The following is a 24356-nucleotide window of genomic DNA, read 5'->3' on the forward strand; positions in this document are numbered from 1 at the left end:
ACGTAAATTAGGCCCTCCCTTTGTAAGGGAGGGCCTATAAACCTACGCCGTCTTGTCGCCGCTGGCGCCGAGCGCGGCCTGCGCCGCAGCCAACCGTGCAACCGGCACGCGGTAGGGGGAGCAGGAGACGTAATCCAGCCCAACTTCCTCGCAGAATGCGATGGAGGCCGGGTCGCCGCCATGCTCGCCGCAAATGCCCATCTTCAGCCCGTTCTTCGTCGCCCGGCCCTTCTCGGCGGCGATGCGTACTAGCGCCCCGACGCCCTCGATATCGATCGACACGAACGGGTCCTTTGGAAGGATGCCCTGCTCGACATATTGCGGCAGGAACTTGCCGGCATCGTCGCGCGACAGGCCGAACGCGGTTTGCGTCAGATCGTTGGTGCCGAAGGAGAAAAAGTCCGCGTTCTCCGCGATCTTGTCCGCCGTCAGCGCCGCACGCGGCAACTCGATCATCGTGCCGACCGAGTATTCGATCGTGCGGCCGGTTTCCTTGAACACCTCGGCCGCGACTTTATCCACCTGGGCGCGCGTGATCTCCAGCTCTCGCTTGGTGGCGATCAGTGGGATCATGATCTCCGGCACGGGCGCTGCGCCGCCATCTTCGGTGGCCGCAATCGCGCCCTCGAAAATCGCGCGGGCTTGCATCTCGTAGATCTCCGGGTAGGAAATCCCAAGGCGACAGCCGCGATGGCCCAGCATCGGGTTGGCTTCCTTCAACTCGTCGGCCCGGCGGCGGATCACGTCCAGATCCTCCCCCAGCCCGGCGGCCACATCCGCCAACTCCGCCTCGTGATGCGGCAAGAACTCGTGCAGCGGCGGGTCCAGCAGGCGGATGGTGCAGGGCAGTCCGGCCATGATGCGGAACAAGTCGCGGAAGTCGTCGCGCTGGAACGGCAGCAGCTTGGCCAGCGCCACGCGACGGCCGCGTTCGTCCTGCGCCATGATCATCTGCCGCACCACGCCAATGCGCGCTGGGTCGAAGAACATGTGCTCGGTCCGGCACAGGCCGATGCCCTCGGCCCCGAACTTGCGCGCGGTCTCGGCATCCAGCGGCGTTTCCGCGTTGGTCCGCACCTTCATCCGGCGCAGCCCATCCGCCCATGTCATCAGCGTGGCGAAGTCGCCGGACAGCGCCGGCTCCACCATCGCGACGGAGCCGAGGAACACCTCGCCAGTGGCGCCATCCAGCGTAATAGTATCGCCAGCGCGGACCACTTGGCCGCCGCACGGCATGGTCTGGGCGCCGTAATCGACGGAAATACCACCGGCGCCGGATACGCAAGGCCGCCCCATGCCGCGCGCCACCACGGCGGCGTGGCTGGTCATACCGCCACGCGTGGTAACGATGCCGCGGGCCGCGTGCATGCCGTGAATGTCCTCGGGGCTGGTTTCCACCCGTACCAGGATCACCGGCTCGCCCTTGGCCGCCCGCATCTCCGCCTCGTCGGAGTTGAAGACCACAATGCCGCTAGCCGCCCCCGGGCTGGCCGGGAGGCCCTTGGAGATCAGCTTGCGAGTCGCCTTCGGGTCCAGCGTCGGGTGCAGCAACTGGTCGAGGCTGGCGGGATTCACCCGGCGCACCGCTTCCTTGCGGTCGATCAACCCGGACTCGGCCATCTCCACCGCAATCCGCAGGCTGGCCGCGGCCGTCCGCTTCCCGCTACGGGTTTGCAGCATGTAAAGCTTCTGCTGCTGCACCGTAAACTCGATATCCTGCATGTCCTTGTAATGCGTCTCGAGCGTGGTGCGCACCCGCACCAGATCCTCGTAGACGGCGGGCAGCGCCTCCTCCATGGAAACCTCGCCCGGCTTGGCCCGCAGCTTGGACAGCGGCTGCGGCGTGCGGATGCCGGCGACCACGTCCTCGCCTTGCGCATTCACCAGGAACTCGCCGTAGAAGATGTCCTCGCCCGTCGACGGGTCGCGCGTGAAGCACACGCCGGTCGCGCAATCCGCACCCATGTTGCCGAACACCATCGCCTGCACGTTCACCGCCGTGCCCCACGAGGCGGGGATGTCATGCAGGCGCCGATACGTGTTGGCGCGTGGGTTCATCCACGAGCCGAACACGGCGCCGATCGCACCCCAAAGCTGCTCGCCCGGGTCCTGCGGAAACGGCTTGCCGAGGTCGCTATGCACCATCTCCTTGTATTCGGCGACCACCTGCTGCCAGTGCTCCGGCGACAGGGCGGTATCCTCGGTCACACCGGCATCGATCTTTGCGCTCTCGATGATTTCCTCGAACCGGTGATGGTCCACGCCCAGCACGACGGAGCCGTACATCTGGATGAACCGGCGGTAGCTGTCCCAGGCGAAGCGCGGGTCGCCGCTGGCCTTGGACAAGCCCAACACCGTCTCGTCGTTCAGCCCGAGGTTCAGAACCGTATCCATCATGCCCGGCATCGACACCCGCGCACCGGAGCGGACAGACACCAGCAGCGGATGATCCCGGTCGCCAAAGCGCAGGCCGACGGCCTCCTCCACCAGGGTCAGCGCTGCCGTGACCTGGGCGTCGAGATCGCCTGGGTATTTGCGCCCATTGTCGTAATAGGCGGTGCAAAGTTCGGTCGTGATGGTGAAACCGGGCGGCACCGGCAGGTCGATGGAGGCCATCTCCGCCAGGTTCGCGCCCTTGCCGCCGAGCAGATTGCGCATGTCGGCGCGTCCCTCGTTATGGCCGGCCCCGAAACTGTACACCCACTTCGTCATATCAGCCCTCAATTCGGGAAAAATCAGCGACCCGGTCCATCGTCCCGCGCACCTGATGTAGCAGGTTTAGCCGGTTGCGTCGAAGCGCGGGATCGGGATCATTCACGGTAACCTTGTCGAAGAATGCATCCAATTGTGGCCGCAACGAAGCAAGATCGCGCATCGCCGCCGTGAACTCAGCCTGCCGTAGCCGTAACGGTAAATCAGCACTGACGGTTTCCAACTGCGCGTGCAGCGCGCCTTCCTCGGGCAGCACGAACACCGCCGGGTCGGCAGGCCCGTTATGTGGACCGTCCTTCGCAGTTTCGATCCGCAGGATGTTGGCGGCGCGCTTATAGGCAACCATCAGGCTGGCGCCGTCTGTCGTGCCAAGCAGGTCGCCGATCTGTGCCGACAGCGCCAGCAGGGCCGCCAGATCGTCGCCCCCGCCCACGGCGAACACCGCATCCAGCACGTCATGCCGGGCACCCTCGGCGCGCAACTGCACCCGGGTCCGGTCCACGATGAAGGCGAGCACCTCGTCGGCCGGCGGCGGGGCGGGCAGGGAAGCGGCGCACAGGCTTATCAGCTTGCGCAATGGCAGGCGCAACGCGCCCTCGCGGATGATCCGCACGATGCCCAGCGCGGCTCGGCGTAGCGCGAACGGATCGCCCCCCCCGGTGGGCTTTTCCCCGATGGCGAAGAAGCTGGCGATAATGTCGATCTTGTCGGCCAACGCCACTGCGATCGTCACGTGTGCCGTGGGTACGGCGTCGCTCGGCCCCTTCGGCGCATAATGGTCGCGCACGGCGTCGGCGACCGAGGGATCCTCGCCATCATGCAGGGCGTAGTAGCGGCCCATGGCGCCCTGCAACTCGGGGAACTCGCCAACCATCCCCGTGGTCAGGTCCGCCTTGGACAACCAGGCGGCCCGGCCAGCCAATGCTGGGTCGGCACCCACCATCGGGGCAATTGCCTCCGCCAACTGCATCACCCGCTGCACCCGGGCGCCTTGCGTGCCCAGCTTGGCATGGAACGTTATCGCATCCAGCGCCGCCACCCGGCTCGCCAGCTTAACCCGGCGGTCCGCATCCCAAAAATGCCGCGCATCGCTGAACCGGGCGCGCAGCACCCGCTCATTCCCCGCCACGATCGCGGCGCCGCCATCCGGCGCCTCCATATTGGCCGCGAAGGCGAAGAACGGCGCGGCCGATCCATCCGCGTTGCGCAGCGCGAAGTAACGCTGGTTCACCCGCATGGAGACCTGCATCACCTCGGCCGGCAGATCCATGTAGGCGGCATCGATCCGCCCCAGCAGCGGCACCGGCCACTCCACCAGCCCAGCGACCTCGTCCAGCAACCCCGGATCATCAGCGACATGCAACTGCCGCTCGGCCGCCAGCGCCGCAATACCCTCCGCCACCCGCCGCCGCCGCTCGCCCGCATCCACGATCACCCGCTTCGCCAGCAACCCGGCCTGCCATTCGGACGCCGAGTGCACCGCAAATCCACCCGGCGCCATGAAGCGGTGGCCGTCCGTCTCGTTACCGGCGTGCAGGCCGTGACCGTCGTCTTCACCCTCGGCCAGACTAAACGGCACCACCGCGCCATCGAGGATGCACAGCATACGCCGCAGCGGCCGCACCCAGGTGAACAGGCTGCCGCTGCCGCCCCAGCGCATGGATTTCGGCCAGGCGAAGCGTCGCAGCAGGCCGGGCAGGGCCCCCGCGATCAGCGAGGCCGCGTCCTGCGCCGGCGACTGCTTGTTCAGGACCCAGTAGTCGCCTTCCTGCGTGACCATCTCCCGCGTCGCGCCATGCTTGCGCAGGAACCCGGTCAGCGCCTGCTCCGGCGCGGAGGTGCGAGGACCCCGTTCGACGACGCTGGCGGCAGGAATGGCGGCATTGACGGTGGCGGAGAGCGCGATCCGCCGCGGGCCGTAGAAACTGCGCAAATCCGTCGGCGCCAGCGCCCCCAACGCGGCCGTCATCAGGCGGGTCAACTCCTCCGCCGCCTTCGCCTGCATGCGGGCGGGGATTTCCTCGCTGAACAGTTCCAGAAGAAGTTCGGGCATCAGGCGCTCAGCACGGGAGTGAGGGTTTCGCCGGCAAGCCAGCCTTCGCAGCAGCCCTTCGCCAGCGTCCGCACCCGGCCGATATAGGCTGCGCGCTCGGTGACGCTGATGACGCCGCGGGCGTCCAGCAGGTTGAACAAATGGCTGGCCTTGATGCACTGGTCGTAGGCCGGCATCGGCAGTTTTTCCGCCAGCAGCGCCGCACACTCCCGTTCCGCATCCACGAAGTGCCGGGCCAGCATGGCGGTGTCCGCGACCTCGAAATTGTGCCGGCTATATTCCTGCTCCGCCCGCAGGAAGACATCGCCGTATGTCACCCCGGCGCCGTTGAAATCCAGATCGTACACCCGCTCGACATTCTGGATGTACATGGCCAGGCGCTCCAACCCATACGTCATCTCGAACGATGGCACCGCGACCGGAATGCCGCCGACCTGCTGGAAATACGTGAACTGTCCCACTTCCATCCCGTCGCACCACACTTCCCAGCCCAGCCCCCAGGCGCCGAGGGTCGGGCTTTCCCAGTCATCCTCGACGAAGCGGATGTCGTGCAGCGCCGGGTCCAGCCCGATGGCGGCGTAGGAGGCGAGCATCAGCGCCTGCGCGGTATCCGGCGCGGGCTTCATGATTACCTGATACTGGTAATAATGCTGCAGCCGGTTCGGGTTCTCGCCATACCGCCCGTCGCTAGGGCGGCGGCTGGGCTGCACATACGCCGCCCGCCACGGCTTCGGCCCCAGGGCGCGCAGGGTGGTGGCGGGGTGGAAGGTGCCAGCCCCCATCTCCACATCATAGGGCTGTAGGATGACGCAGCCTTGGGAGGCCCAGAAGGCGTGCAGGCGGAGGATGATATTTTGGAATGAGGGCGGCGCCGGGTTCATGGCGGCGCACCTTACGGAAGCCGCGATGCAGAGCAAGCTGCAACGCATTATGCCTCATCCGCGTTAGGAGAGTGTCATGGCAAAAGACGGACTGACCGACAGTGAAATCCACCGCATCCTCGGGCAAACCCGGCGGATTGCGTTGGTCGGCGCGTCCAATAAACCGGACCGGCCATCTCACGGCGTCATGCGCTTCCTGCTGGCCCAGGGCTGGGAGGTAACGCCGGTCAATCCCGGCCTGGCCGGCCAAACCCTGTTGGGCCAACCCGTCGTCGCCACCCTCGCCGACGCGGGGCCGCTCGATATGGTCGACATCTTTCGCGCGTCGGACCAGGCAGGCGCCGTCGTGGACGCGGCAATCCGGCTGGGCGCCCGCACGGTGTGGCTCCAGCTCGGCGTCATTGATGAGGCAGCCGCCATTCGAGCCCGCGCAGCCGGGCTGAACGCCGTGATGGACCGCTGTCCGGCGATCGAGGCGCCGCGGCTCCGCATCTCCCCCAGCATTGTCGCTTGACCCCCGGCTTGACCCTCCCGGCTTGAACCAAGCATGCAACTGGGCCATGTCGCATGTGGATTAGGCCGACTGCCCACGCAATCTCCGACAAGGTGATAGAATGACCAACGAGGAACGCGACCTGATTTCCCAGTTCGTAGCGCGCGTCGGAGGCACCAGCGTAAGCGGCGGCTTCTCCCGCAGCGTTCCGTCCACCCAGCCGCCAATGGCCCCGATCGACCCGGAGGCGGACCGGTTTATCGCCGATGAATTCGCCCGCCACCCCGAGGCCCGCTACCGCATCACCCAGATGGCCGTGGTGCAGGAGGCTGCGTTGGCTGAGGCCGGCAGCCGCCTTCAGCGCATGCAGGCGGAATTGGAGCAGGCGCGCCAGCAAATGCAGCAGATGCAGCAATCGGCGCCGCAGCCGCAGCAGGGGCAGTCACGCGGCTTCTTTGGCGGCTTGTTCGGCGGCGGCCAGGGCAGCGGCCCGGCGCCCCAGCAGCAGCAATCCCCCTGGAACCAGGGCCAGCCGCAATACGCCCAGCAGCAGCCCGGCTATGCACCCCCGGGCGGCGCCTATCCTCCGCAATACCCGCCCAACATGCAGCCCGGCATGTTCCAGCGTGGCGGCGGCTCCGGCTTTCTAGGCTCGGCACTGGGCACGGCGGCCGGCGTGGCGGGCGGCGTCGTCGCCGGCAATTTGCTGATGGACATGTTCTCCGGCCACGGCGCCGGGGGGATGGGTGCAGGCGGGATGGGTGGTGGGTTTGGTGCGGCCGCCATCCCGGTCGAAAACACCACCATCAACAACTACGGTGATGCCGCCAGCGGCGCCCCGGCAGCGGGTGGTCCGGCTGACTGGGACAACTCTACCCAAAGCGCGCAGCCCGACCCTAACTGGGACGATAATAGTGGCGGCGGCTGGGACAACAGTCAGGACAACAGCAGCGGCGGCGGGTTCGACGACAACTCGCTCTAGGCATGTGGGCCGAACACCGCGACCAGGTTCAGCCGGAGTGGCTGGACAGCAACGGCCACATGAACCTGGCCTATTACGTCGTGGTGTTCGACCGCGGCACCGACGCCTGGCTCGACATGGCCGGGCTCGGCCCGGCCTTCCGCGCCAGGACCAGTCGCAGCACCTTTGCGGTCGAGAGCCATGTCCTCTACCGCAAGGAAGTCCGGCTCGGGGATGCGCTCCTCGTCCGGACGCGCCTGGCCGAGGGTGGCGGAAAGCGGCTGCATCTGCTGCATGAAATGAGCTCCGGCGACGCCATGGTCGCCATGCAGGAAGTCCTGTTCCTCCATGTCGACCTCGGCACGCGCCGCACCGCCCCGTTGGCGGAAGAGGACGCCGCCAGGGTGTCGGCCCTGTTGCCGCCACCGGGCGTGGCGCTGCCGGATTGGGCGGGTCGCCGGGTCGGCCAGGCACGTTGATAAGGTTTTAACCTCCTTTGATTAGCGTTCGGGCAGAACTGACCCGAGTGCGCAATGCCCCGCATGCCCGACACATACATCAACCGTTTGCCGTTCGGCCCGCTTCTGGTTGGCGTCTCGATCCTGCTGCATGGCGGATTGGCCGCGGCGATCCTGTTTGCCGAGGGCGCAGACCTTACCACCTGGTTGATGGCGACCGGCCTGCTGGCGCTAGCATCGATGATGCTTGCCGGCCTGGTCTGGTGGGGCCTGGCGCCACTGCGTGAAGGTGCGGTGTCCACCATACGCCCCGCAGGCGTGGTTGGCGTCGCATTGTGGCGGGAGGTCGGTCTTCGCGGCACCATTACCAAGCTGCAAACGCAGGTGGCGCAAAAGGACGCGGAACTCTCCGAACTCGCCTTGCGCCATGCCGAACAGATTGGTTCGATCCGCAAGCTGCAGCAGCGCATGACCCGCGAGATTGCCGGTGAAACCCATGCAGCCGATGCCGTGGGCACGGCAACGGCGGGCGTGGTTGACGGCATGGAAGCCGCCTCGCGCGAAATGGCCGCCGTCCGCGGCGCCGCCGAACTCGCCGCCAAAGGCATCCAGGAAGTCGCCGGCGCGTCCGAGCAACTATCCGCTTCCATCGGCGAAATCGCTGTCCAGGTCGCTCGCAGCGCCGAAAGCGCCCGTCAAGCCGCCGCCGAGAGCAAGCGCACCGACGAATCGGTCGAGGAACTGGCCAACGCCGCCGGCCGCATCGGCGACGTTGTCCGCTTGATCGGCGACATCGCCGCCCAGACCAATCTGCTAGCGCTAAACGCCACCATCGAAGCCGCCCGTGCCGGCGACGCCGGTCGTGGCTTCGCGGTCGTCGCGGGCGAGGTGAAGAACCTTGCCGCACAGACCGCCCGCGCCACCGAGGAGATCGGCGGACAGATCGCCGCCATGCAGGCCGCCACCCAGGGCAGCATCGTCGCCATCCGCGCCATCTCCGGCCGGATTGAGGATATCAGCACCCTGGCAGCCCAGGTCGCCTGCGCGGTGGAAGAACAGGGCGCTGCCACGGCGGAGATCGCTAGCAGCGTGCAGCGTGTCGCCGTTGGCACCGGCACCGTGGCCGACGCCATCGGCCGTGCAGAACAGGCGTCCGAGGCTGCCCGGTCCGGCAGCGTCGCCATCGCCCAGGCGGTGAATGGCATGGACAAGCGCCGCGCCAGCCTGCTGGTGTCGGTAGAAGGCCTGGCGGTGCTCGACGCCGCCTAGCCGAGCGGCTTGGCCACCGGGGTCGCAATCTGCAACCAGGCTGGCAACTGCGTCGTGATCGGAACGCCACAGTCCAGCTTGGCCTCCAGCGCATCCACACGGATGAGCGCCAGCCCAAGCATTCCCTTGCTGGACCGCATCGTGCCGACATCCACCCCGTCCCGAAGCACCGGCGTGCCCGGCGCAGGCAGCGGCGAATCTGCCGTTACGGGCACCAGGCGACGCTTCACCAGGCCGCGATACTTCGTTCGTGCCGTCAGTTCCTGGCCCATGTAACAGCCCTTGGTCCAGGACACCCCACCGAGCTCGTCGAACCCGGCCTCCAGCAGCACACTCTTATCCACTTCCATATCCCGCGTGCCATCCGGCAGGCCGAGCCTCAGGCGGTGGTAGTCGTAATCTTCCGCCTCGGTGGTGGTAGCAAGGTCGTTGCCATACACGCGCCACCCGGCCTTCGGCAGCCGTGGGTCGGCGACCACCAAACCGGACTCCGGCGCGGTCGAACCCCAGCCGGCGTAAACTTCCAGTGTATCCGGCTCCACTGTTACCTTGGCGCGCAGGCGAAACCGGGTCAGTCGCTGGGCGAGGTCGTCGCGCTGCCCGGCCTCCACGTCCAACAGCAGCCGATCGCCATCGGCGATGATGAAGAAATCCGCCAGATATTTGCCCTGCGGCGTCAGCAATGCGGCCCACACCGCATGGCCTGCGGTCGCCAGGCTGACGTCGTTGGACACCAACCCCTGCAAATAGGTCACCCGATCATCCCCGGTGACGGACAGGACGGCGCGGTTGGGCAGGCGGGCAAGGTGGGACATGCATCGCAGTTAGGCGGAGCGTGCCCCCGTAACAAGCGGGGCCTTCCCCGCAAACGCGAGCGGCTGTAACACAGCCCCCGTGCGGATCCTGTTCATCACCGCGACGCGGATCGGCGACGCGGTCCTGTCCACCGGGTTGCTCGACCATCTGTTGCGGCTGCATCCGGACGCGCGGTTTACCATTGCCTGCGGGCCGGTGGCAGTCGGCGTGTTCGACCGCATGCCGAATCGTGAGCGAACGCTCGTCATGGAAAAGCGCCGCTACGACCGCCACTGGCTAACGCTATGGTCGCAGACAGTCACCACATTGTGGGATCTGGCGGTCGATCTGCGTGGCTCTGCAATCACCCTCCTCATCCCCGCCAGGCATCGCGCCATCATGCGCGGCGGGCGCCGGCCGGGCCATCGGCTGACCCACTTGGCCGGCACGTTGAACTTGTCCACGCCTCCGCTGCCCGTCACCTGGTCCGCGCCGGAAGACCACGCTCGCGCTGCGGCGCTATTGCCGCCGGGCGCCCCGATCATCGCACTGGGGCCGACTGCCAACTGGTCCGGCAAGGTCTGGCCCGCCGATCGCTTCGTCGCCCTTTTCCGCGCCCTGGAACCATCGCTACCCGGCGCCCGCGTCGCCATCTTCGCCGGTCCTGGCGAGGCGGAGCGCGCGATGGCCGCCCCCGTCCTGGCCGCGTTGCCCAGCGCCATCGACCTGGCAGGCAAGCTCACCTTGGCGGAGGCCGCAGCTTGCCTGGCCCGGTGCCGCCTGTTCGTAGGCAACGATTCCGGCCTCATGCACCTGGCCGCCGCGGCCGGCACGCCCACGATCGGCCTGTTCGGCCCCACCCCGGCCAGCGAATATGCCCCCGCCGGCCGGATCGCCACCGCCGTGCTCGCGCCCGGCACGCCCGGCCGCGCACCGATCGAGGATTTGCCCGTCGATCTGGTCGTCGCCCGCGCGAGGGAGATGCTGTGAAGGTCGCCCACCTCATGGCCGGCGCCCCGAATGGCGGGGCAGAATTGTTCTTCGAGCGGCTGACCCTGGCGCAATACCGAGCCGGCGACACCGTCCTGCCCATGATCCGCACCGATCCCGGCCGCGCCGCGCGATTGGCCGAGATGTCCCCCGTCCAACTGTCATTCGGCGGTGCGCTGGACCTGCACACTCGCCCGCGCCTGGCCGCCGCCCTCCGGGAATTCGCCCCCCGCGTCGCCGTCGCCTGGATGAACCGGGCAGCCCGCTTCGCGCCGCGCGGCGACTGGGTGCTGGCGGGGCGGCTGGGCGGCTATTACGACCTGCGATACTACCGCAATTGCGACCATCTCATCGGTAATACCCGCACACTGGCGGAGTGGATCGTGGCCCAGGGCTGGCCCGCAGCCCGCACCCATTATCTGCCCAATTTCGCCCCCGACCTGTCCGGCGCTGCGCCCGAGCGCCTGGGCGTTCCCGCCAAACGCAAACTGGTGCTCGCCCTCGGCAGGCTGCACCGCAACAAGGCGTTCGATGTCCTCATTCGCGCCCTGCCACGCTTGCCCGGCGTCCACGCCATCATCGCGGGCGAGGGACCGGAACTGGAGCCATTGCAGGCGCTCGCCCGCCAATCCGGCGTAGTCGACCGTGTGATCTTCCCCGGATGGCGGCAAGACACCGCCTCCCTGCTGGCCGGTTGCGACGTGCTCGCTTGCCCCTCACGCCATGAACCGCTGGGCAACGTGGTGGTGGAGGCGTTCGCCGCCGGCCGCCCCATCGTCGCCACCGCTGCCGACGGCCCCCGTGAACTGATCCGCCCCGGTGAGGACGGCCTGCTCGTTCCGTTGGAGGATCACGAGGCGCTGGCCAACTCGCTGGGCCTGGTGCTGGGCAACCCCCGCTTCGCCGCGGCGTTGGCAAAGGCTGGGCGCGCGCGTTACGCGGCCGAATTCGCCGAGGCCCCCGTCCTGGATCAGTGGCGCGGCTTCCTCGCCACTGTGGAGAAACCCTGATGTGCGGCATTGCCGGCCTGGCCCTGGAGCCGGGCGCGCAACCCCCGTCCGCAACGGTGGTGGGCGCCCTGTCCCATGCGCTCGCCCATCGCGGGCCGGACGGCGGCGGCAACAGCACGGTCGGTCGCACCGCCTTGCTGCAGACCCGCCTGGCGATCATCGACCTGAAGACCGGCGATCAGCCCCTCTATGCCGGCGCCGCCACCCTGGTCGCCAATGGTGAGGTATACAATTACCGCGAGCTATCACCCGGCCTCACGCTGGCAACCGGCAGCGATTGTGAGCCGCCGCTACACCTCTGGCGCCAGCAGGGCACCGCCTATGCCGAACGCCTGCGCGGCATGTATGCGATCGCCATCCACGACCGCGCCACCCACAGCCTGACGCTGACGCGGGACCGGTTTGGCATCAAGCCGCTCTACACCGCGTCGGTCCCTGGCGGAATCGCCTTCGCCTCCGAACCACAGGCCCTGCTGGCGTCCGGCCTGGTCAAGCGTGGTGTGCGCACGGCGGCACGCGACGAACTGCTGCAGATCCAGTTCACCACCGGCGCGGACACCATCTTCCCGGGCATCCAGCGCGTCCTGCCCGGCGAGACGGTACGCGTCGTCGATGGCCACGTCGTCGACCGCACCCGCCTCGCAGCCCTGCCGGATGGCCCGCCCGAGGAGATTGGCGAGGACGCTGCGCTCGCCCGGCTGGATGCCGCCCTGGAGGAGTCTGTCGATCTGCACCAGCGAAGCGACGTCCCCTACGGCATGTTCCTGTCTGGCGGCGTGGACAGCGCCACTGTGCTGGCCCTGATGGCCCGGCTGAACACCGAACCCGTGCGCGCCTACACCGCCGGTTTCGACGTGCCCGGCGCTGCCGACGAGCGGGCGCAAGCCGCAAATTTGGCCCGCGCCGTCAACGCCCACCACGAATCGATCGAGGTGACGGAGGCGATGGTCTGGGCCGAACTGCCCCGGATCGTCGCCGCCATGGACGACCCGGCAGCCGATTACGCGATCATCCCCTCCTGGTTTCTGGCCAAACGGGCGCGGCAGGACGTCAAGGTCGTGCTGTCGGGCGAGGGCGGCGACGAGTTATTCGGCGGCTACGGCCGCTATCGCAGCGCCATGCGCCCCTGGTGGCGTGGCGGCCGTGGCATGCGCACCCGCGGCACGTTCGACAAATTGGGTGTGCTGCGGTCCAGCCTGCCGGGCTGGCGCGACGGCATCGCCGCAGCCGAGTCGAGCGCCACGGCGGGTGGCCGCAGCCGCCTGCAGGTGGCGCAGGCGACCGACATGGCGGACTGGCTACCGCACGACTTGCTGTTGAAGTTGGATCGCTGCCTCATGGCGCACGGCGTCGAAGGCCGCACACCCTTCCTGGACAGCGGCGTCGCCGCCGCGTCGTTTCGCCTGCCAGATGCACTGAAGGTGCAGGGCGGCCGCGGCAAATGGCTGTTGCGCCGTTGGCTGGAAAAGAACTTCCCCGAAGCCCGGCCCTTCGCGCCGAAGCAGGGCTTCACCGTGCCGATCGGTACCTGGATCGCAGGGCAGGGCACTCGGCTCGGCCCGCTCGTCGCCGCCCAGCCTGGCGTGGCGGAGATCGCCGATCCCGACCGCGTCACCGCCCTGTTCCGCAACGCCACCGGCCGGCACGAGAGCTTCGCCGCCTGGTCGCTGCTGTTCTACGCCCTGTGGCACCGCGCCCATATCGAGGCGCTGCCGATTCAGGGCGACGTATTCTCCGTCCTCGCGGCGTAGCCTACTGCAGCAGCGCGGCCCGCTCCGCCATCACCTTGTGCAGCAGACGCGATAGGGCCTCGACCGAGTAGGGCTTTTGGATCAGCTCGAAGCCATGCCGCCCCTCCGCCGCCAGGACCGAGCTATAGCCGCTGGTGAGCACGATCGGGATGCCAGGAAACCGCTCCTGCACGATATGGGCGAGTTCGACGCCGTTCATGCCGGGCATGATCACGTCCGAGAACACCAGATCGAACCGTCGCGCCGGCTCCGCCAGCAACGCGAGGGCTTCGGTCGCATTCGCCGCCCAGGTGGTGTGATAGCCAAGGTCGCTCAACATCTCGGTCGAGAACTGGCCGACCGCGTCGTTGTCTTCCACCACCAGTACCTCGCCGTGATGCACATTGGCTGCCTGGACATGCGTGGCTTCGGGCTCGGCCGTGTCCACCACTGGTGCGTCTGCACGCGGCAGATACAGCGTGAAGATCGCCCCGCTTCCGGGTGGGCTGGCCACCTGAATGTCGCCCCCGGATTGCTTGGCGAACCCGAAAACCTGGCTCAACCCCAGCCCGGTGCCCTTGCCGACTTCCTTGGTGGTGAAGAATGGCTCGAAGATCGTGTCCATCGTATCGGTGGGGATGCCGCTGCCGGTATCGGCGATCGAGAGCGCGACGAACGCGCCCGGCTTGGCAGCCTGGCCGCGGATCGACGGCATCGTGTCGACCTCGGCCAGCTTGATCGACAGCCTGCCTTCGTCGCTCATCGCGTCGCGTGCGTTCACCGCCAGATTGACCAGTGAGGTTTCGAACTGGCCGATATCCGCCTTGGCAAAACAGGCCGGGGAGCAGAGGTGAAGATCGATCCGCACCCGCGCCCCCACGAGCGGGCGGATCAGTTCGGCCACGTTCTCCACCTGATGGCCGACATCGAACACCTCGGGCTTCAACGGTTGTCGCCGGGCAAACGCCAGCAATTGCCCGGTCAGCTTCGATGCCCGGGCCACCGTCTCGGTGATCGCGTTCATGTAGCGCCGGCGTCGTTCCTCCGGCAGGTCGGGCTTGCGCATCAGGTCGACCGAGGACCCGATCACCGTCAGCAGATTGTTGAAGTCGTGCGCCACGCCACCGGTCAGTTGCCCGACCGCCTCCAGCTTTTGCGACTGGCGAAGCTGCGCCTCCGCCCGTTCGCGCTCCACCACTTCGGCCTGCAACTGGCTCAACGCGGTCTGCAGGTCCTCGGTGCGTGTCTCGATCAACTGCGTCAGTTCCTCGCGCGACCGGGCAAGGGTCTCCCGGGCGGCAACGATCTCCTCGATGTCGGTGCAGGTCCCCATCCAGCGCAGCACATTGCCATGGCCGTCGCGGATCGCCGTCGCCCGGCTCAGCACCCAGATGTAGCGCCCGTCATCCCGCCGCAGCCGATACTCGATCGTATAGTCGTCTCCGGTGGCAACACTGTGCCGCCAGGTCGACCATGCCTCGGATCGATCATCGGCATGCACCAGATCCCGCCAGCCATGGCCGGACCCGAAGCCATGCGGAATGCCGGTGAATGCGAACCATCGCTCGTTATAGAAGTCGTGCTCGCCATCCGGCCCGGCGGACCAGACGATCTGCGGCATCGATTCGGTAATGGCGCGGAACTTGGTCTCGCTCTCCCGCAACTCGGCCACGCGCGCCCGCGCCTCATACTGCCGCCGCCGCGCGCCCAACGCCGAGCCGACGGTGCGCAGGAACCCCTCCGCATGCAGTGGCCTCTCCAGCAGAATCACGTTGCCGAGGCTGTCCAACCGCTCCAACGCCCGCATTGCGCGGGCTTCCCGGCGGCCATGACCCAGTACGACGAAGGGAAAATCCGACCAGGGCGGCTGGCCAGCCAACCACGCTTGCAGCGGGGCAAGGTCGGTATGCCCCAATGCCTCTTCCGCCACGATGGCAAGCGCACCCCCGACTTCCAGCGCCGCCACCAATGCCGCGATGTCTGCGCAGCGCTCGACGACCTGCGCCTTGGCGGACAGTAACTCTCCAATCACGGCGCCGTCTCGGCCATGTGGGGCCAGGATCAAGACACGATTTTCCATCGGCGGAGTCGCTACGGTTGGCCTCGCGGTAACAGCGACTGATGGTCGCCGTCATAGGTCGGGCTGCCGCTCAAAACGCCATGGAAGTTTCGCAGCGGCGGTCCCACAACCAGACCGCCTACGCCAATCCGATATTCCCGAATGGTGTTCTCGTGGTCGCTGGTGCGGGTCTTGACTACCGAAATTGCCTTCCGGACCTCACCGCTTGCCTCGAAGAAACGCATGAACATGATGCTGTCCGCCAGATAGCTTAGATCGACGTCAACGCGCAGGTCCCCAACAAGTCCGTGGTAGCCGAGCACCAACAAGGTCACGATCCCGAGTTGATTGAGGTAGCTCAGCAACTCATGCATTTGCAGCGCCAGGTAGTTGTTGTCCGGCATCGCCTTGAGGTAGGCGTTGAGGCTGTCGATGCAGATCATGTGGGCGCCGTGCTGCTCGATGGCCTCGCGGACCGCCCCGGCAAATTCGCCCGGTGACAACTCTGCCGGGTCGATCTGGCGGATCAGCAGGGTGCCAGACTCCAGATACGGCCCGAAATCCATCCCCAACGCGGCCGACCGGACGAGCAGCGTGGACAGGCCTTCGTCGAACAGGAAATACGCGGCGCGGTCACCGCGTTCCAGCGCGGACATGATACAACGGAGCGAGGTCGTGGTCTTGCCAACGCCGGCCGGCCCGCTCAACAGCGTGCTCGTACCAGGCACCAGACCACCGCCGAGCAGCCCATCCAGCTCGCGAACCCCCGTCGAGACGGCGTCCAGCGAGAAATCCCGATGATGTTCGCTGGCGATCAGGCGCGGATACACGCGCAAGCCACCGCGATCGATGACGAAATCGTGCTGACCACCACGATATTTCACACCGCGATATTTCACGACCCGCACCTGCCGTCGCTCTTTCCCAAAGCCGCTCTGGATCTGCTCCAGCGTGATGACGCCATGCGCGATGCTGTGAAGCTGCAGGTCGCCAGGGTCTGCGGTACGGTCGTCCAACACCAGCACGGTGCAGTGCTTGGTCGCGAAATAGTGTTTCAATGCCAGGATCTGCCGCCGGTAGCGCAAGGGGTTCTGCGCCAGCAGCCGCAATTCGGACAGGCTGTCGAGCACCACGCGTGTCGGCGTCAACTCGTCGACCTTTGCCATGACGCCGCGGACGGTCTCGCCCAACTCCACATCCGACGGATGAAATACCGATTGTTCCTGGTCGACGTTCAACCCGTCTGCCGTCACCAATTCGAAGATCGTCAGCGCGTCCAGGCTCCAACCGTGCGAGGCGGCAACCTCCGTCAGCTCGACTTCCGTCTCCGACAACGTGATGTAAAGACCTTGTTCACCCTGCGCCGCGCCTTCCAGCAGGAAGTTTAGTGCCAGCGTGGTCTTCCCGGTACCTGGAGTACCTTCCACCAGATACAGGCGGTTCCGCGTCAGTCCACCGCTCAGCACGTTGTCCAACCCGGCGATCCCGATACGCGCCAGGCCGAAAGCTTCCTTGGTCACCTGCAATGCTCCTTGCTGGACCCGTCTTTAAGAGGATTTGCTCCGAAAGTCTCTCGTGCGCAAAGCAGCTAGGCGGTGACGCTGGCGACGACGCCCAGTTCCTGCTCCATCGCCTGCCGCATCAGGAATTTCTGCATCTTGCCAGTCACCGTCATGGGGAACTCATCCACGAACTTGACGTAGCGCGGCACCTTCTGGTGCGCGATCTTGCCACGGCAATAGGCGCGGACATCGTCCTCGGTCAGTCCTGACCCAGGACGCCGCTTCACCCAGGCGCAAAGCTCCTCCCCGTAACGCGGATCCGCCACGCCGAAGCACTGCACGTCCAGGATCGCAGGGTGGCCATACAGATACTCCTCCACCTCCCGCGGGAAGACGTTCTCCCCACCGCGGATCACCACGTCCTTCAGCCGCCCGACGATGTTGCAATAGCCTTCCGCGTCGATCACGGCCAAATCGCCAGTATGCATCCAGCGAGCGGCGTCGATCGCCTGCTCGGTCCGCGGTTGGTCGTCCCAGTAGCCGAGCATCACGCTGTAGCCGCGGGTGCACAACTCACCGGGCACGCCACGCGGCACGATCCGCCCTTCTGCGTCCACGATCTTGACCTCCAAATGCGGATGGACGCGCCCCACCGTCGACACCCGGCGCTCCAACGGGTCATCCGCCGTGGTCTGGAAGCTGACGGGGCTGGTCTCCGTCATGCCGTAACAGATGGTGATGTCGCGCAGATGCATGCGATCCACCGCCCGCCGCATCACCTCGATCGGGCAGGGCGACCCGGCCATGATACCGGTGCGCAGGCTCGACAGATCAAACTCGGCGAACCGGGGGTGCTCCATTTCCGCGATGAACATGGTCGGCACGCCGTGCAGCCCGGTGCACCGCTCCTCCGCCACCGTCTCCAGCACCGCCAGCGGATCGAAACCCTCGCCGGGATATACCATGCAAGCGCCGTGGGTGATCGCCGCGAGGTTGCCCAGCACCATGCCGAAGCAGTGATACAGCGGCACAGGGATGCACAGCCGATCCTCCGCCGTAAGCCGCATCGCCTCGCCGATGAAGAAGCCATTGTTCAGCACGTTGTGGTGGGTGAGGGTGGTGCCCTTCGGATTGCCGGTGGTGCCGGAGGTGAACTGGATGTTGATCGGGTCGTCGAACTGCAGCGTGTCGCGCAATGCTGCCAGCCGCGCCCGCTCCGCCGCCCCGGCCAATTCGGCCACGCCATCGAAGCCAATGGTGCCCGCGCTCGCGCCGCCGATCTGGATCACGATCCGCAGGCTGGGGACCCGCGCCGATCGAAGATGGCCGGGCTGGCTGCCGGCCAGCTCGGGGATCACTTCCCGCAACATGCCCATATAATCGCTGGTCTTGAACGCCGTCGCCGTCACCAGGGCCCGCACGCCCACCTTGTTCAGCGCGTATTCCAGCTCCGTTACGCGATAGGCCGGGTTGATGTTGACCAGGATGATGCCGGCCTTCGCGGTGGCGATCTGCGTCACCAGCCACTCCGCATTGTTCAGCGACCACACCCCAACGCGGTCACCAGGCTCCACCCCCAGCGCCAGCAGCCCGGCAGCGAACGCCTCCGCGCGCGCATCCAGCTCCGCATAGGTCCAGCGCACGCCCTGGCTGCGCACCACCAGCCCGGGCCGATTGCCCCACCGCGCCACCGTCCGTTCGAAACTGCGGCCCAGCGTTTCGCCCAGAAGCGGGACGTCCATCGCGCCGTGAACGTAGCTCAGCGCCTCGGTCACTGCCGTATCCCCTGGTCGTTATGATCCCGGGATGCTCGCGTGTCCGGATGAGGTGGTCAATCGCCGATCACGACCCGCTGAACCAGTTGTAGCCCTGGTCCTCCCAATAGCCGCCCGGATAGTCGTTGGTGACGAACATGGACATGATGTATTTCGGGTTCTTGAAGCCCAATTTCGTCGGCACCCGTAGCTTCATCGGAAACCCATATTCCAGCGGCAGGGGCGTCGTTCCGTAATCCAGCGCCAGGATGGTCTGCGGGTGCAGTGCAGACGCCATGTCGACGCTGCTGTAATACCGGTCGGCGCATTTGAACCCGATATAGCGTGCCCGCAAATCCGCCCCGATCCGCTCCAAGAACGTGCGGAACGGCACTCCGCTCCATTGGCCGATGGCGCTCCACCCCTCGATGCAGATGTGCCGGGTGATCTGCCCGGCCTGGGGCAGCGTGCGCAGCCGGGCCAGCGGCCAGGGCGTTTTGTCCTCCACCAGCCCCGACACCTCCAGCGCCCAATCGCCGCCATCCACCTCCGGCGCGTCATCCACAGCGTAGAAGGCGTTGAACGGGAACGGCTTGGTGATCTGGCTGGCATCGTAGGTCGGCGCCAGGCGGTTGGGATCGAACAACAGCGCTTGCACACGGTCGTTGAAGCGGGACATCGCCCACAGCACTTTGTCCACCGTGTCACCGTCCTGCAGGCTGCAGCCGCTCAGCATCGTCAGCGCCCCCAGCGACAATCCGCCACGCAGGAACAACCGCCGCTCCACCCGACGCAGTGCCGTGCGGTGATCGTCGAGTTTGACCGGCGCGCGAGGTGGGTGAGGAATCATGAGGCAGTCTCCGAAGCATGCTCCCGCGCCCGGCCCGTGATCATCGACGGCAAGGTGCGGGGCACGAGCATGACCAGGGCGAGGTGGACCACGGTGAACCCGACGATCCCGCTCATGGCCACAAAGTGTAGCCGGCGCGCCACTTCATAGCCGCCGACCAGACCAGCCAGCGTCTGGAACTGCACTGGTTTCCACAGCATCAGCCCGGTGGCGACGGCCATCACGCCAAGTAGCAGCACCGCGATGTACAGCAGCCGCTGCACCGAATTATACACGCCGGTCTTGTGCGCCAAGCGAAAGCGGAGCGCGGCGATGAAATCACCCCAAATGTCCATCGGTCGCAGCGGCAGGAAGGATCGCTGGAAATGGCGGCTGATCAGGCCATAGCCGATATAGATCAGCCCATTCCCGACCAGCAGCCACATGGCCGCCAGGTGCCACGCGATGCTGCCGCCCAACCAACCGCCAAGGGTCGCCCAGCGTGGGAAGCTGAAGCCAAACAGCGGCGTGGCGTCGTAGATGCCCCACCCGCTCATCACCATGCAGACCATGGCGATCGCGTTCACCCAGTGCGTAAGGCGAACCAACAGTGGATGAACGAGGATCAAGCGCCCTCGGGAAGGATCCCGGCGCGATGCGGAGATCATGGTCGTCTAGCCTCCATGAACGGACCAGAGGTCCGCGTTTCCAATGCACTCGCGCCGGGTGCCCGGTGTTAGGTCGGCGTGTTACATCGGCGGCGTGATGCCGTCCTTGCCAACGTTCACGCCGGCGGCCGTGATCGTGCCATCGGCGGCGCGGGTGCCGTTGACGATGACATGGGCGCCGGGAACGATGATGTTGCGATCGGCCAGTTCCAGCGACACGATGGGAACATCGTCGGGGATCACGATCTTCTTCTCGCCGCTGCCGTAATCCACCGTCATCATGCGACCGCTTGTCGTCTCGAGCTTACCAACCGTGCCATTCGTCATGCTGCTGGACGGACCCAGATCCCAAGCGTAGCTGCCCTGGCCGGCGCCCTTCATGGCGGGCGGGAACACCGTGACTTCCAGCGCCTTCAGCGTGCCGTCAGGCTGCGGAGCCGCTGCGGAGCCGATGTAGCTGCCGGGCTGGATGTCGGCGATCTTGGACTTGATGACTGACACAACGCGGAAGGTCGCCGGTAGCACGATGTGCTGCTTGGCGCCGTCGCGGGTGGTGAGGTCTAGCCCATCAGGCGTGACCGCGTTCACGGTGCCGCGAATGCGAGCCGGGCCAGGTGCGGCCGGGGTGGTCTGCGCGAAAGCGCCGCCGCCCGCGAGGGATAGGCTGCCCAGAAGGCCCAGCATCAAGCGTCTGTTCATGGTCTAACCTCAGTGTGATGTGCCCTGGCATGCACGCCGCCGGTTGCCCAGCCTTGCCATTGCCAGCATCAACGCCCCGGCCCCCCGGATATTCCCACGGCACCAAAAGTTTCTTTTGGCCTCTGATGCTGGAATAAATCGGGATCTGCAGCGTTGACCGGATATCGAAGGGCACACAACCATCTCCCAGCCGACATCCATCATCGCCGAGATTGAGGAGAACATACCGGCCCTGCGCCGCTACGCCTGGGCATTGCTGCGAAACCGGGACGACGCGGACGAACTGGTGCAGGATTGTCTGGTCCGCGCGCTTGGCCGGCTCCCAACGCCGTCCAGCGACCTCGCGGTGCGGCCATGGCTGTTCACCATCCTGCACAACCTCAGCGTTAGCCGCTGGCGGACCCTACGCCGCCGGGGCCGCAGCGTGGACGCCGCCACGATCGACCTGCCGATACCGCCGCCGCAGGAATGGAGCCTGGCGGCCCGCGACATGATGCAGGGCCTGCGCGACCTACCCGACGAACAGCGCCAGGTGCTGCTGCTGGTGGGTGTGGAGGGGTTGGAATACCGCGAGGCCGCCGCGGTGCTGGGGCTGCCCATCGGCACCGTCATGTCCCGCCTCAGCCGCGGCCGCGACGCCCTGCGCGCACGCATGGAAGGACGCGAGCGCCCGGCGCTGCGTCGTGTGAAATGAGCGACCGTATTCCCGACCCCCGCCCGGTGCAGGAGGAGGAACTGCACGCCTTTGTCGACGACCGCCTCGACCCGGAGCGTCGGGAGGCGGTGGCACGGCGCTTGGCCGTCGACCCGGCGTTGCAACGCCGGGTCGACGACTGGCGCGCCCAGCGCGACATCTTGCGGGACGCTCTCGCCTTCCGCCACCGCGAGCCGATCCCGCCGGCGCTGAGCCTGTCCAGCCTGGCGGAGGCGCGGTTGGCCGCGGGCAGCCGCGGCAATCAGTGGCGCCTCGCCGCCAGTATCGTGCTGGCTCTGGCGGTCGGCGGCGCCGGCGGCTGGCTGGCGCACGGCCCGCAAAACCCCACCGAAATCGCACGACTGAGTATGGAGGCCGCTTCCGCCTACCGCACCTTCGCCAACGACTCGGCCCATGCCATCGAGTTGCGGCCAGATAGCGCGATCGAACTGACGGGGCTGATCACGCAGAAGCTCGGCCGGTCCGTCGCAATCCCCGACCTCACGGCCCTCGGCTACCATTTGTTGGGCGGCCGGATGCTGGCCGTTATGTATGGCCCGGCGGCGATGCTGATCTACGAGGACGCGCAGCACAACCGCATCACCGTCTACATCCAGCCGATGCGCCGGGGCGACGAGATGCCGATGCGGTCGGTCGATGCAGGCACAGTCGACGGCTATGCCTGGATCAACCGCCAGATCGGCTACAGCGTGATGTCGGAGGGCGATCGCGCCCGCTTACATTCCATCGCCAACCGCGTGCGGGACAGCGTCGGCCTGTAGCCGGTCCCGATAAGGACCAGCCTTCGCCGTATCGAGTTCGGCGCGCATCAGGGCGTTCACATCGCGAACATGCGTCACGATGTCGTCCCGGCCTATATAGCCGTAGACTTCGCGGTTATCGATATATTGGGGAACGCCCGCCTGCCGGGCCCGGTCGCTGAAGATCACGAACTCATACCGGTCCGACCCGTCGGAATAGCCGAGATGCGGGATGACGTCGGCCCGAACGAGGTAGGTGCAGTGCACCAGCGGCAACTCGATCAAGCCACATACCCGGCGTTCCAGCACCCAGTGGTACTGCTCGCACTCCGCGTAGTAACCGGTCTCCGTCGTCTGCGCGAAGAAGTTCGAATAGTAGCTCCCGCGGTCTGCCGAGCGTAGGAGCGGCGCCACGATGGGCAGGTTGCTGGCAACCAGGTTCCGCAGCGTATGCGGCCGAATGAAATTGTCGGTGTCGGCCATGAGCAGGAAGTCGCAGCGATACTCCAGCGTCTTCTGCAGGCAACTATTGCGCAGATGGCTGAGCACCGCGAAGCGCAGCGGGTTCCACTCATGTACGTCGAACTGCTCGACCGGGACGGGCAGGTTGGTTGGGTCGAACTCGATATGGTCGTACATCGGACGAACCCGATCGACCCAATCGTGCAGGATCTGCGCTGTGTCGTCCGTGTTGTTGTTGGTGCGGATGTACAGGGTGATCGCGGTTTTCGGGTAGTCCAGTGCCTCGATGCATTCCAGATATAGCGGCAGCGCGACCGCCGCCTGCTTGGCCAGGATCGCCACCATCACCCGCGGAGGATCGTCCAACCGGGCGCACAGGTCGCGCGGGGTTTGCGGTATGAACTGATCGACGAAGCTCTGTTGGCCGAAACTGGCGGGTTGCGGCAGCTTGGCGAGCGCGAATTTCGCATTTGCGCTCACCCGCGTCCGCTCCTGCGCCGGCAGAGTATCACCGCCCAGCAGCGCCGTGCTGGCCGCCAGGCTCTCCGCATAGGCGCCGGTCCAGTAGGCGGCGATGGCGAACTCGTCGGGCAGGCGGTAATCATAGATCGGCGCTTCCACGAACAACCCGCCGACTGGCTTCGGCCGACCCATCCCGCGCCTGGCAAACGCGTAGGCCTGGGCGGAGCGGCCATTCTGGTTACACAGCCGTGCCGCGTCGTGCAAAGCCTCGACCCGTGCCGGGTTGATAGCGGATGCTCGGTCGTAAATGGCCAGCGTATCGTCCAGATCGTGACCGGTCCGCTGCATCATCCGCCCGGCCGAGAGCAGGCTGACATAGACTTCCTCGCTCCAGAAGCCCATCGCACTGCGTTCCAGGAACCGTGCCAGCGCCTTATCCGGCTGCCCGGCGTCGCGCAGGCTCTGGGCCAGATAGTAGGTGTAGCGCGACCGCAAGAACGCATCGGTCTCGGTATCCAGCGTCCGCTCCAGCAGGGCAGCGTCATCCAGGTATTTCTGCGGGTTCTTGCTGCGGCCGCCATGAGTGCCGCATTTGATGCTCAACCCGGTCGCACGCGCATGGGTGAACTCACTGAGTGCATCGACGAACTCATGTAGGACGCCCCTATAGGCGAACGGCCGCCGGTTGCTAAGGATTTGCGGGCGAGCATAAAGGATGCTCCCCAGTCGGATATCCATGTCGTAGTAATCGTGATGCAGCGTGGCCTTGAAGGCGGCGGGTTCGAAATCCGCCGCCATCTCCAGCACATCATCGGCGTCTATCACCAGGGCGTAATCGATATCCTGGTTCTGACGCAGCCGGTCCAACCCGATGCTGCGGTTGGTCGCGAAATCCTGCCAGTCTGCCTGGAAGACCTCACCTTGCATGGCGTGGTCCGCTAGGTAACTGCGGATGATCGACTGTGTGCCGTCCGTGGAACCTGTATCCTCGATCAGCACATAGTCGACCAGCCGGTGAACGCTTCGCAGGCACGTCTCGATCGTATGTGCTTCGTTTTTTACGATCATGCACAGGCCAATCTTCTTCACGCAGCGTCTCCGTTTTTATCGGGTT

20 protein-coding genes are annotated in these 24356 nt (G+C 66.3%); 9 read left to right on the forward strand and 11 right to left on the reverse strand.

Features of this window, described 5'->3' with window-relative positions; genetic code table 11:
• Positions 1–42: 42 nt before the first annotated feature.
• From ppdK to GSQ76_RS17700, 3 genes are read right to left on the reverse strand one after another with little or no spacing between them, the layout of a single operon-like run.
• Positions 43–2712: a pyruvate, phosphate dikinase gene (gene ppdK / locus GSQ76_RS17690; protein ID WP_158745462.1), complete on the reverse strand. Its 2670-nt coding sequence runs from the start codon at positions 2710–2712 to the stop codon at positions 43–45.
• A gap of 1 nt (position 2713) precedes the next feature.
• Positions 2714–4765: a glycine--tRNA ligase subunit beta gene (gene glyS, locus GSQ76_RS17695; protein ID WP_158745463.1), complete on the reverse strand. Its 2052-nt coding sequence runs from the start codon at positions 4763–4765 to the stop codon at positions 2714–2716.
• The gene (locus tag GSQ76_RS17700) at positions 4765–5646 is read right to left on the reverse strand and encodes a glycine--tRNA ligase subunit alpha (protein ID WP_158745464.1); all 882 of its coding nucleotides are present in this window, start codon (positions 5644–5646) and stop codon (positions 4765–4767) included. The genes glyS and GSQ76_RS17700 overlap by 1 nt, the downstream gene beginning before the upstream one ends.
• Positions 5647–5722: 76 nt before the next feature.
• Between GSQ76_RS17700 and GSQ76_RS17705 the strand changes: the two genes are divergently transcribed.
• The 4 genes from GSQ76_RS17705 to GSQ76_RS17720 all read left to right on the forward strand — a co-directional run bounded on the left by GSQ76_RS17705 (position 5723) and on the right by GSQ76_RS17720 (position 8827).
• Positions 5723–6160, forward strand: a complete 438-nt coding sequence (locus GSQ76_RS17705) for a CoA-binding protein (RefSeq protein WP_158745465.1) — start codon at positions 5723–5725, stop codon at positions 6158–6160.
• A 100-nt stretch (positions 6161–6260) separates the two neighbouring features.
• Positions 6261–7121: a DUF2076 family protein gene (locus GSQ76_RS17710; RefSeq protein WP_158745466.1), complete on the forward strand. Its 861-nt coding sequence runs from the start codon at positions 6261–6263 to the stop codon at positions 7119–7121.
• A 2-nt stretch (positions 7122–7123) separates the two neighbouring features.
• The gene (locus GSQ76_RS17715; protein ID WP_158745467.1) at positions 7124–7579 is read left to right on the forward strand and encodes a thioesterase family protein; all 456 of its coding nucleotides are present in this window, start codon (positions 7124–7126) and stop codon (positions 7577–7579) included.
• 63 nt (positions 7580–7642) lie between these two features.
• On the forward strand, positions 7643–8827 hold the full coding sequence (locus tag GSQ76_RS17720) for a methyl-accepting chemotaxis protein (protein ID WP_254070475.1): 1185 nt from the start codon (positions 7643–7645) through the stop codon (positions 8825–8827).
• Here GSQ76_RS17720 and GSQ76_RS17725 read toward each other — a convergent pair.
• On the reverse strand, positions 8824–9642 hold the full coding sequence (locus GSQ76_RS17725; RefSeq protein WP_158745469.1) for a folate-binding protein YgfZ: 819 nt from the start codon (positions 9640–9642) through the stop codon (positions 8824–8826). The two genes, GSQ76_RS17720 and GSQ76_RS17725, sit on opposite strands and share 4 nt — an antisense overlap.
• Before the next feature lie 79 nt (positions 9643–9721).
• On the opposite strand from GSQ76_RS17725, the gene GSQ76_RS17730 reads away from it, so the two are divergent.
• Genes GSQ76_RS17730 through asnB form a run of 3 tightly spaced genes read left to right on the forward strand, consistent with a single transcriptional unit; the run spans position 9722 to position 13373 of the window.
• On the forward strand, positions 9722–10612 hold the full coding sequence (locus GSQ76_RS17730) for a glycosyltransferase family 9 protein (RefSeq protein ID WP_158745470.1): 891 nt from the start codon (positions 9722–9724) through the stop codon (positions 10610–10612).
• Complete coding sequence (locus GSQ76_RS17735; protein WP_408836840.1) at positions 10609–11622, forward strand: glycosyltransferase; 1014 nt, start codon at positions 10609–10611, stop codon at positions 11620–11622. The genes GSQ76_RS17730 and GSQ76_RS17735 overlap by 4 nt, the downstream gene beginning before the upstream one ends.
• Positions 11622–13373 carry an asparagine synthase (glutamine-hydrolyzing) gene (gene asnB, locus GSQ76_RS17740; protein ID WP_158745471.1) on the forward strand — a complete coding sequence of 584 codons (1752 nt, stop codon included), beginning with the start codon at positions 11622–11624 and terminating at the stop codon, positions 13371–13373. The genes GSQ76_RS17735 and asnB overlap by 1 nt, the downstream gene beginning before the upstream one ends.
• Before the next feature lies 1 nt (position 13374).
• Here the strand turns inward: asnB and GSQ76_RS31190 are convergent, their stop codons facing one another.
• The 6 genes from GSQ76_RS31190 to GSQ76_RS17770 form a co-directional block, all read right to left on the reverse strand.
• Positions 13375–15417 carry a hybrid sensor histidine kinase/response regulator gene (locus GSQ76_RS31190; protein ID WP_216851118.1) on the reverse strand — a complete coding sequence of 681 codons (2043 nt, stop codon included), beginning with the start codon at positions 15415–15417 and terminating at the stop codon, positions 13375–13377.
• 26 nt (positions 15418–15443) lie between these two features.
• Positions 15444–16931, reverse strand: a complete 1488-nt coding sequence (locus GSQ76_RS17750; RefSeq protein WP_216851119.1) for an ATPase domain-containing protein — start codon at positions 16929–16931, stop codon at positions 15444–15446.
• Positions 16932–16999: 68 nt separating this feature from the next.
• Complete coding sequence (locus GSQ76_RS17755; RefSeq protein ID WP_216851120.1) at positions 17000–18688, reverse strand: AMP-binding protein; 1689 nt, start codon at positions 18686–18688, stop codon at positions 17000–17002.
• Between the two features lie 67 nt (positions 18689–18755).
• Positions 18756–19517: a molybdopterin-dependent oxidoreductase gene (locus GSQ76_RS17760; RefSeq protein WP_158745473.1), complete on the reverse strand. Its 762-nt coding sequence runs from the start codon at positions 19515–19517 to the stop codon at positions 18756–18758.
• The gene (locus GSQ76_RS17765) at positions 19514–20125 is read right to left on the reverse strand and encodes a cytochrome b/b6 domain-containing protein (RefSeq protein ID WP_254070476.1); all 612 of its coding nucleotides are present in this window, start codon (positions 20123–20125) and stop codon (positions 19514–19516) included. Before GSQ76_RS17765 ends, GSQ76_RS17760 begins: the two co-directional genes overlap by 4 nt.
• A gap of 120 nt (positions 20126–20245) precedes the next feature.
• Entirely contained in the window at positions 20246–20863 is a 618-nt protein-coding gene (locus GSQ76_RS17770) for a hypothetical protein (RefSeq protein WP_158745475.1), read from the reverse strand.
• A 223-nt stretch (positions 20864–21086) separates the two neighbouring features.
• Here GSQ76_RS17770 and GSQ76_RS17775 point away from each other — a divergent pair, with 223 nt between their 5' ends.
• Both GSQ76_RS17775 and GSQ76_RS17780 read left to right on the forward strand, forming a co-directional pair.
• Entirely contained in the window at positions 21087–21557 is a 471-nt protein-coding gene (locus GSQ76_RS17775; RefSeq protein WP_335904912.1) for a sigma-70 family RNA polymerase sigma factor, read from the forward strand.
• Entirely contained in the window at positions 21554–22339 is a 786-nt protein-coding gene (locus tag GSQ76_RS17780; protein ID WP_158745476.1) for an anti-sigma factor, read from the forward strand. Before GSQ76_RS17775 ends, GSQ76_RS17780 begins: the two co-directional genes overlap by 4 nt.
• Here the strand turns inward: GSQ76_RS17780 and GSQ76_RS17785 are convergent.
• Positions 22295–24331, reverse strand: a complete 2037-nt coding sequence (locus tag GSQ76_RS17785) for a glycosyltransferase (RefSeq protein WP_158745477.1) — start codon at positions 24329–24331, stop codon at positions 22295–22297. The two genes, GSQ76_RS17780 and GSQ76_RS17785, sit on opposite strands and share 45 nt — an antisense overlap.
• Between the last annotated feature and the right edge of the window lie 25 nt (positions 24332–24356).

This window comes from Acidisphaera sp. L21 (genome assembly GCF_009765685.1).
GTDB lineage: Bacteria > Pseudomonadota > Alphaproteobacteria > Acetobacterales > Acetobacteraceae > LMUY01.

Excerpts from the sequence above, each read along its gene's own strand:
- GSQ76_RS17760 (WP_158745473.1), bottom strand. The coding sequence starts at position 19,517 with ATGATTCCTCACCCACCTCGCGCGCCGGTCAAACTCGACGATCACCGC.
- GSQ76_RS17780 (WP_158745476.1), top strand. The coding sequence starts at position 21,554 with ATGAGCGACCGTATTCCCGACCCCCGCCCGGTGCAGGAGGAGGAACTG.
- GSQ76_RS17710 (WP_158745466.1), top strand. The coding sequence starts at position 6,261 with ATGACCAACGAGGAACGCGACCTGATTTCCCAGTTCGTAGCGCGCGTC.
- glyS (WP_158745463.1), bottom strand. The coding sequence starts at position 4,765 with ATGCCCGAACTTCTTCTGGAACTGTTCAGCGAGGAAATCCCCGCCCGC.
- GSQ76_RS17725 (WP_158745469.1), bottom strand. The coding sequence starts at position 9,642 with ATGTCCCACCTTGCCCGCCTGCCCAACCGCGCCGTCCTGTCCGTCACC.
- GSQ76_RS17705 (WP_158745465.1), top strand. The coding sequence starts at position 5,723 with ATGGCAAAAGACGGACTGACCGACAGTGAAATCCACCGCATCCTCGGG.
- GSQ76_RS17700 (WP_158745464.1), bottom strand. The coding sequence starts at position 5,646 with ATGAACCCGGCGCCGCCCTCATTCCAAAATATCATCCTCCGCCTGCAC.
- ppdK (WP_158745462.1), bottom strand. The coding sequence starts at position 2,712 with ATGACGAAGTGGGTGTACAGTTTCGGGGCCGGCCATAACGAGGGACGC.
- GSQ76_RS17720 (WP_254070475.1), top strand. The coding sequence starts at position 7,643 with ATGCCCGACACATACATCAACCGTTTGCCGTTCGGCCCGCTTCTGGTT.
- GSQ76_RS17715 (WP_158745467.1), top strand. The coding sequence starts at position 7,124 with ATGTGGGCCGAACACCGCGACCAGGTTCAGCCGGAGTGGCTGGACAGC.
- asnB (WP_158745471.1), top strand. The coding sequence starts at position 11,622 with ATGTGCGGCATTGCCGGCCTGGCCCTGGAGCCGGGCGCGCAACCCCCG.
- GSQ76_RS17770 (WP_158745475.1), bottom strand. The coding sequence starts at position 20,863 with ATGAACAGACGCTTGATGCTGGGCCTTCTGGGCAGCCTATCCCTCGCG.